This window comes from Nocardiopsis sp. TNDT3, from assembly GCF_003427465.1.
GTDB classification, from domain to species: Bacteria; Actinomycetota; Actinomycetes; order Streptosporangiales; family Streptosporangiaceae; genus Nocardiopsis; species Nocardiopsis dassonvillei.
In genome coordinates this window covers 1-6202 of record NZ_QPFC01000582.1, presented here as the reverse complement: position 1 = coordinate 6202, position 6202 = coordinate 1, and the positions used below count along the sequence as shown (strand labels likewise).

Sequence of the window (6202 nt, the reverse complement as noted above, 5' to 3'; positions counted from 1 at the left end):
CCCCCCGATCCCGGGGGTGAGACCACCTAGCCGTGCGGCAGTGGACCGCACGCATCACATCAGGAGCAGACGTGATTCAGCAGGAGTCGCGACTCAAGGTCGCCGACAACACGGGTGCCAAGGAGATCCTCACCATCCGTGTTCTCGGTGGCTCGGGTCGGCGCTACGCCGGGATCGGCGACACGATCGTCGCCACGGTGAAGGACGCCCTGCCTGGCGCTGGAGTCAAGAAGGGCGACGTCGTCAAGGCCGTTGTCGTGCGCACCGTCAAGGAGCGCCGCCGGCCCGACGGCTCCTACATCCGCTTCGATGAGAACGCTGCCGTGCTCATCAAGGACGGTGGGGACCCGCGAGGCACCCGCATCTTCGGCCCGGTCGGCCGCGAGCTGCGTGACAAGAAGTACATGCGCATCATTTCGCTGGCGCCGGAGGTGCTCTAAGCGATGAAGATCAAATCTGGCGACGAGGTCATCGTTCTCGCCGGCAAGAACCGGGGTGCCACCGGCAAGGTCGTCAAGGCCCTGCCGAAGGAAGACCGTGTCGTTGTCGAGGGCGTCAACCTGGTCAAGAAGCACAGGAAGGCCAACCCGGCGGGCGGCCAGCAGGGCGAGGTCGTCACCAAGGAGGCCCCGATCCACGTGAGCAACGTCGCGCTCGTGGAGGACGGCAAGGCCACCCGGGTCGGCTACCGCTTCGAGGAAGACGGAACCAAGGTTCGCGTCTCCCGCCGCACCGGTAAGGACATCTGATGACGGTTACCAACGACATCACCGCCCCTCCGATGCCGCGGCTCAAGGAGAAGTACCGTAACGAGATCGTTGCCGCCCTCAAGGAGGAGCACGGCATCGGCAACATCATGCAGGTCCCCGGTCTGACGAAGATCGTGGTCAACATGGGTGTTGGCGAGGCGGCTCGTGACGCGAAGCTGATCCAGGGCGCGATCGCCGACCTGTCGGCGATCACCGGCCAGAAGCCGCGGATCAACCGGGCCAAGAACTCCATCGCGCAGTTCAAGCTGCGCGAGGGCCAGCCGATCGGCGCCAGCGTCACGCTGCGCGGCGACCGGATGTGGGAGTTCCTCGACCGGCTGCTCTCCCTGGCCCTGCCCCGTATCCGGGACTTCCGTGGCCTGTCCCCGAAGCAGTTCGACGGGAACGGCAACTACACCTTCGGGCTGACCGAGCAGGTCATGTTCCACGAGGTGGACCCGGACAAGGTCGACCGGCAGCGTGGGATGGACATCACGGTCGTCACCACCGCCACGAGCGACGAACAGGGCCGCAGCCTGCTCAAGCGGCTCGGTTTCCCGTTCAAGGAAGCCTGAGGGGTAAGCACACATGGCCAAGAAGTCCCTGATCGCGAAGTCGCAGCGGAAGCCGAAGTTCGGCGTTCGCGCGTATACTCGATGCTCGCGGTGCGGCCGCCCGCGCGCCGTCTTCCGGAAGTTCGGCCTGTGCCGTATCTGCTTCCGTGAGATGGCCCACCGGGGCGAGCTGCCCGGTATCACCAAGTCGAGCTGGTAGTTTCCGGCGGGGCCGACCGTTCGCCCACCCCTGGGCGCACGGAGTCGGCCCCCCGAAGCGCCATCCTCGGCGCGTACAGCGTCCGTGACCGCACGATGCGGCACGGTCCGGCAACATCCAACCACCAGGGCACGGCAGTCCCGAAGGGGACCGCGGTGCCCACGACCACGCCGTAGGTCCGTTTGTGCACCTTCGCGGGAGTACCCGCGCAAGGGCAGGCTCTGGGAAAGCCCGCACTCGGAAACCGCGGTGAGGAAGGGCCAGTCGGCCATGACGATGACCGACCCGATCGCAGACATGCTCACGCGTCTGCGCAACGCGAATTCGGCTTACCACGACACCGTGGCGATGCCGTATTCCAAGATCAAGGCGCACATCGCCGAGATCCTCCAGCAGGAGGGCTTCATTCAGGGCTGGCGGACCGAGGAGGCCCCCGTGGGCCAGAACCTCGTCCTGGACCTGAAGTACGGCCCCACCCGGGAGCGTTCCATCGCGGGCATCCGCCGGGTCTCCAAGCCCGGTCTGCGGGTGTACGCCAAGAAGGAGAACCTGCCGCGGGTGCTGGGTGGCCTCGGCGTGGCGATCATTTCGACGTCCGGCGGCCTGATGACCGAAAAGCAGGCCAAGAAGCGTGGCGTGGGCGGCGAAGTCCTCGCCTACGTCTGGTAACAGGGAGAGATTGAAGCATGTCGCGAATCGGTCGACTGCCGCTCTCGGTCCCCAAGGGCGTCGAAGTCACGATTAACGGGCAGGACGTCACCGTCAAGGGTCCGAAGGGCGAGCTGAAGCACACCGTCGCCGAGCCGATCACCGTGGCCCTGGAGGACGGGGTCGTCACGGTGGCGCGTCCGGACGACAAGCCGGAGAACCGCTCGCTGCACGGTCTGACCCGTGCGCTCATCGCCAACCTCGTCGAGGGCGTGGCCAAGGGCTACACCAAGACGCTGGAGATCCACGGCGTGGGTTACCGCGTCCAGGCCCGCGGCTCCAACCTGGAGTTCTCGCTGGGCTACAGCCACCCCGTCGTGGTCGAGCCCCCCGCGGGCATCAGCTTCCGCGTGGAGAAGCCGACCATCCTCCACGTCGAGGGCATCGACAAGCAGCTGGTGGGCCAGGTCGCCGCGAACATCCGCGGTCTGCGTAAGCCTGACCCGTACAAGGCCAAGGGCGTGCGGTACCAGGGTGAGCACATCCGCCGCAAGGCCGGAAAGGCTGGTAAGTAGGCATGGGTAGCACCGTGAGCCGCAAGCGGACCACCAAGCGCGCCACCTCCCGTGCGCGCCGCCAGTTCCGCGTCCGCAAGAAGGTCGTGGGTACCGCCGAGCGTCCGCGCCTGGCCGTCTTCCGCTCCTCCAAGCACATCGTCGCGCAGGTGATCGACGACACCAGGGGTCACACCCTGGCCGCCGCCTCCAGCGTCGAGGCCGACCTGCGCGCCGACGAGGGCACCAAGTCCGACAAGTCCGTCAAGGTCGGTCAGCTCATCGCCGAGCGCGCCAAGGCCGCCGGTGTCTCCGCGGTCGTCTTCGACCGCGGCGGCAACCAGTACGCCGGTCGTATCGCCAAGCTCGCCGACGCGGCGCGCGAGGGCGGGCTGGAGTTCTAGCGATGACCTCTGCAACGGCCAAGATCAACCACGAGAAGAGGAACCACTGATGGCTGCAGCACCGCGGCGCGGCGCCGGTGGCGAGCGGCGTGATCGCCGTGACGATCGCCGCGGCGGCGCCGCAGACAAGGGTGTCTCCTACATCGAGAAGGTCGTGACCATCAACCGGGTCGCGAAGGTCGTCAAGGGCGGCCGTCGCTTCTCCTTCACCGCCCTGGTCGTCGTCGGTGACGGCAACGGCATGGTCGGTGTCGGTTACGGCAAGGCCAAGGAGGTCCCGGCCGCGATCGCCAAGGGTGTCGAGGAGGCGAAGAAGAACTTCTTCCGCGTCCCCCGCATCCAGGGCACGATCGTGCACCGGGTCCAGGGCGAGGACGCGGCCGGCGTCGTCCTGCTCCGTCCGGCCGCCCCGGGTACCGGCGTTATCGCCGGTGGCCCCGTGCGCGCCGTGCTGGAGTGCGCTGGCATCCACGACGTGCTGAGCAAGTCGCTCGGCTCGTCCAACCCGCTGAACATCGTGCACGCCACCGTGGCGGCTCTGAAGGGCATCAACCAGCCCGAGGAGATCGCCGCCCGCCGTGGCCTGCCGATCGAGGACGTCGCCCCGGCTGCCATGCTGCGTGCTCGCGCTGAGGCGAAGGCAGGAGCCTGACCATGGCCAAGCTCAAGATCACGCAGACCCGATCCAAGATCGGCGGCAAGGTGAAGCAGCACGCTGCTCTCCAGTCGCTGGGTCTGGGCCGGATCGGCAAGTCCACCGTCCGTGAGGACCGCCCTGAGGTTCGCGGGCAGATCACGATCGTCGCGCACCTCGTCTCTGTCGAGGAGGTTGCCGAATGAGCGACTACAACCCCGACGAGCTGCTCAAGCTGCACCACCTGCGTCCCGCCCCGGGCTCCAACAAGGCCAAGATCCGCAAGGGTCGCGGCGAGGCGTCCAAGGGCAAGACCGCAGGTCGCGGCACCAAGGGCACGAAGGCTCGTAACACCGTGCGTCCCGGCTTCGAGGGCGGGCAGATGCCCCTCATCCGCCGGGTGCCCAAGCTCAAGGGCTTCAGCAACGCCCGGTTCAAGACGACCTACCAGGTCGTCAACCTGGACCGGCTGAGCGAGCTCTACCCCGAGGGTGGCGAGGTCACCGTCGAGAGCCTGGTCGCCAAGGGCGCGGTTCGCAAGAACCAGCCCGTCAAGGTGCTGGGCACGGGTGAGATCTCCGTCGCCGTGCAGGTGAGCGCGCACGCGTTCTCCTCCTCGGCGAAGGAGAAGATCTCCGCCGCCGGTGGCTCCACCACCGAGCTGTAGGGGTCTTCCCCGCGATGAGCGACTGGGGGCGTTCGCCCGGCAGGTCTAGGACCGGCTGGCGGACGCCCCCACGCGTTGTGAGCGGTGATCGTTATGACTCACGAACTCAACTGCCGAGTGATCACTGTTACAGTGCCATCTGTTTGAGTTCATCGCTTGACGTACTGTGAATACTTCCGAGCAACGGGCGACCGCCCGGAGCTGACGTTCTACGACGATTCAGGATCGGCCGCGATGTCTGGAACCCGTTCCGCCGCCGAAGCTGCGCAGGAGGAGACGTGCTAGGTGCGTTCGTTCGTGCATTCCGCACGCCCGACCTGCGCAACAAGCTGCTGTTCACACTGTTCATCCTGACGATCTTCCGTCTGGGCTCGGTGATCCCGGCGCCGGGTATCAACTCCGCGGCGATCAGGGACCAGATGGAGGCGATCACCTCCTCGGACCAGTCCGGTGTGTACGCGCTCGTCAACCTGTTCAGCGGCGGTGCCCTGCTGCAACTGGCGGTGTTCGCGCTCGGGGTCATGCCGTACATCACCGCGAGCATCATCATCAACCTGCTCACGGTGGTGATCCCCCGTCTGGAGGCCCTCAAGAAGGAGGGCCAGTCCGGACAGAGCAAGATCACCCAGTACACCCGCTACCTGACGCTCATGCTCGGTGTCCTCCAGGCCACCAGCATCGTCGCCATGGCCCGGACGGGCGCCCTGTTCCAGGGGGCCATCCCGGTCAGCTCCTACATGCCCAACCAGGACATCCTCACCCTGGTGACCATCGTCTTCACGATGACGGCCGGTACCGCCATCATCATGTGGTTCGGCGAGCTCATCACCGAGCGCGGCGTGGGCAACGGCATGTCGCTGCTGATCTTCACCCAGGTCATCGCGATGTTCCCCTCCTCCATGGTCGCGCTGTTCCAGGAGCGCTCGATCTGGGTCTTCTCCCTCATCTGCATCGCCGGCCTGGTGCTCATCACCGCTGTGGTCTTCATGGAGCAGGCCCAGCGCCGCATCCCGGTGCAGTACGCCAAGCGCATGGTCGGCCGCCGCATGTACGGCGGCAGCTCGACCTACATCCCGCTGAAGGTGAACCAGGCGGGCATCATCCCCGTGATCTTCGCCTCTTCGCTGCTGTACCTGCCGCAGCTGCTCGTGGGACTCATGGGACAGGACTCCACCCATCCCGTGGTGACCTTCGTGCAGGACTACTTCCTCACCGGCACCCACCCCGTGTACATGGCGACGTTCTTCGTCATGATCATCGGCTTCGCGTTCTTCTACGTGGCGATTACCTTCAACCCCGCTGAGGTCGCCGACAACATGAAGAAGTACGGTGGGTTCATCCCGGGTATCCGACCAGGGCGTCCGACCGCCGAGTACCTCGACTACGTGCTGACGAGGCTGACGACCCCCGGATCCCTGTACCTGGGTGTGATCGCTCTCCTGCCGATGGTCGCCCTCGGCGCCACCGGCGCCAGTGCGAACTTCCCCTTCGGAGGGACGAGCATCCTGATCATGGTCGGCGTCGGGCTGGACACGGTGAAGCAGATCGAGAGTCACCTCCAGCAGAGGAACTACGAAGGTTTTCTGCGATAAATGCGAGCAGTATTGGTGGGGCCGCCTGGGGCCGGCAAGGGCACCCAGGCCCAGATCCTCGCGTCCGAGCTGTCGATCCCCAAGGTGTCCACGGGCGACATCTTCCGGGCCAACGTCAGCGGCAAGACCGACCTCGGCAAGAAGGCCAAGGAGTACATGGACCGCGGTGACCTCGTCCCC

The 6202-nt window shown here is 66.1% G+C and carries 12 protein-coding genes; all 12 read left to right on the top strand.

Annotated elements, in window-relative coordinates:
- Positions 1–71: 71 nt before the first annotated feature.
- Positions 72–440, top strand: coding sequence for a 50S ribosomal protein L14 (gene rplN / locus DQW06_RS14930; RefSeq protein WP_013156121.1), 369 nt, complete (start codon positions 72–74; stop codon positions 438–440).
- 3 nt (positions 441–443) lie between these two features.
- Entirely contained in the window at positions 444–749 is a 306-nt protein-coding gene (rplX, locus tag DQW06_RS14925) for a 50S ribosomal protein L24 (protein ID WP_013156122.1), read from the top strand.
- A complete protein-coding gene (rplE, locus tag DQW06_RS14920; protein WP_013156123.1) occupies positions 749–1324 on the top strand; it encodes a 50S ribosomal protein L5 in 576 nt (191 codons plus the stop codon). Before rplX ends, rplE begins: the two co-directional genes overlap by 1 nt.
- Before the next feature lie 13 nt (positions 1325–1337).
- Positions 1338–1523, top strand: a complete 186-nt coding sequence (locus DQW06_RS14915; RefSeq protein ID WP_013156124.1) for a type Z 30S ribosomal protein S14 — start codon at positions 1338–1340, stop codon at positions 1521–1523.
- Positions 1524–1793: 270 nt separating this feature from the next.
- Complete coding sequence (rpsH, locus tag DQW06_RS14910) at positions 1794–2192, top strand: 30S ribosomal protein S8 (protein ID WP_013156125.1); 399 nt, start codon at positions 1794–1796, stop codon at positions 2190–2192.
- Positions 2193–2209: 17 nt separating this feature from the next.
- Positions 2210–2746: a 50S ribosomal protein L6 gene (rplF, locus tag DQW06_RS14905; RefSeq protein ID WP_013156126.1), complete on the top strand. Its 537-nt coding sequence runs from the start codon at positions 2210–2212 to the stop codon at positions 2744–2746.
- Positions 2747–2748: 2 nt separating this feature from the next.
- Positions 2749–3129 (top strand): 50S ribosomal protein L18, encoded by a 381-nt coding sequence (gene rplR, locus DQW06_RS14900; protein ID WP_013156127.1) that lies wholly within the window; start codon positions 2749–2751, stop codon positions 3127–3129.
- A gap of 49 nt (positions 3130–3178) precedes the next feature.
- On the top strand, positions 3179–3781 hold the full coding sequence (gene rpsE / locus DQW06_RS14895) for a 30S ribosomal protein S5 (RefSeq protein ID WP_013156128.1): 603 nt from the start codon (positions 3179–3181) through the stop codon (positions 3779–3781).
- 2 nt (positions 3782–3783) lie between these two features.
- Complete coding sequence (gene rpmD / locus DQW06_RS14890) at positions 3784–3969, top strand: 50S ribosomal protein L30 (RefSeq protein ID WP_013156129.1); 186 nt, start codon at positions 3784–3786, stop codon at positions 3967–3969.
- Positions 3966–4430, top strand: coding sequence for a 50S ribosomal protein L15 (rplO, locus tag DQW06_RS14885; RefSeq protein WP_013156130.1), 465 nt, complete (start codon positions 3966–3968; stop codon positions 4428–4430). Before rpmD ends, rplO begins: the two co-directional genes overlap by 4 nt.
- A 278-nt stretch (positions 4431–4708) precedes the next feature.
- The gene (secY, locus tag DQW06_RS14880) at positions 4709–6022 is read left to right on the top strand and encodes a preprotein translocase subunit SecY (RefSeq protein WP_013156131.1); all 1314 of its coding nucleotides are present in this window, start codon (positions 4709–4711) and stop codon (positions 6020–6022) included.
- On the top strand, positions 6023–6202 hold a 180-nt coding region (locus DQW06_RS14875), incomplete at its 3' end, for a nucleoside monophosphate kinase (protein ID WP_198662451.1).